This is a genomic window from Variovorax sp. 01T432 (genome assembly GCF_056398605.1).
The window spans coordinates 1-1141 of the sequence record NZ_JBFTPS010000139.1 but is presented as its reverse complement, the minus strand read 5'-3'; the positions used below and the strand labels follow the sequence as shown (position 1 = coordinate 1141).

Here is a 1141-nt window from a genome sequence, read left to right as displayed (position 1 = left end):
GCAGATCAAGCCGGCGCCGGAGATGGGGTCGGTGCTGGACACGGACTACCTGATCGGGCTGGGCACACTGGACGAGCGGATGCTGATCCTGGTGGACATCGACCGCCTGATGTCCAGCGACGAGATGGGCCTGATCGAGAAGATCGCCGGCTGAAGCGGCCCGGCCGCTTCGCAGTCTCCAACCTCTTGCCTGAACCACCTCCCGTATCATGAACTTCCTGTCCAACATTCGCATCGGAACGCGCCTGGCCATTGCCTTCGCCATCGTTCTGGCCCTGACGGTGATCTCGGCGGCCTTCGCGCTGGTCGCCGCGCGGGACACCGCGGCGGCAACCAAGCACATGCTGGCGAGCCCGCTTGCCAAGGAGCGCCTCATCTCCGATTGGTATGTGCTGACCTACTCGGCCATTGCGCGGACCTCGATGATCGCCAGGACGACGGACGACACCCTTCCGGTGGTCTTCGCCGACGTCATCGCGGACAGCGTCAAGAAGGGCAGCGCGACCATGGCCAAGGTCGAGGAACTCCTGGTGGCGGACATCGAGAAGAGCGCCTTCAAGTCGATCACCGAACTGCGTGTGAAGTACCAGGCGGCCAAGGACGCCGTGGCGAAGGCCAAGGCGAGCGGGAATGCGGCGGAGACGGAACGCGTCTTCAACGAAGTCTTCATGCCGACCGCCACCGCCTACCAGGGCAAGGTGCTCGAGCTGCTGGCCATGGAACGCAAGGCCATCGATGACATGAGCGCCAAGCTGGACGCAGACAATGCGCGCGCCTTCAATCTCCGCTTGCTGATGACGGCCTTGACGGTACTCATGGGCGCGGCCTGTGCATTCCTTGTGGCGCGCAGCATCACGCGGCCCTTGAAGCAGGCCGTCACGGTGGCGCAGACGGTGGCGGCGGGCGATCTGAGCTCGCACATCGAAGTCCAGAGCCGCGACGAGACGGGCCAGTTGATGCGGGCGCTGAAGGAGATGAACGCGAATCTCGCCAAGGTGGTGGGCGAAGTGCGCCAGGGCACGGACACCATCGCGACGGCTTCGAGCGAGATTGCCTCGGGCAACCAGGACCTCTCGTCGCGCACCGAGCAGCAGGCCAGTTCGCTGGAGCAGACGGCCGCCTCGATGGAGGAGCTCACCAG

1 protein-coding gene and 1 pseudogene are annotated in these 1141 nt (G+C 64.9%); both read left to right on the top strand.

The genetic code is table 11. The features are described 5' to 3' along the window. Positions 1-154: pseudogene (locus AC1DNF_RS35645) on the top strand (chemotaxis protein CheW); the annotation flags it as partial. Between the two features lie 55 nt (positions 155-209). Then, on the top strand, positions 210-1141 hold a 932-nt coding region (locus AC1DNF_RS35640), incomplete at its 3' end, for a methyl-accepting chemotaxis protein (protein ID WP_478153643.1).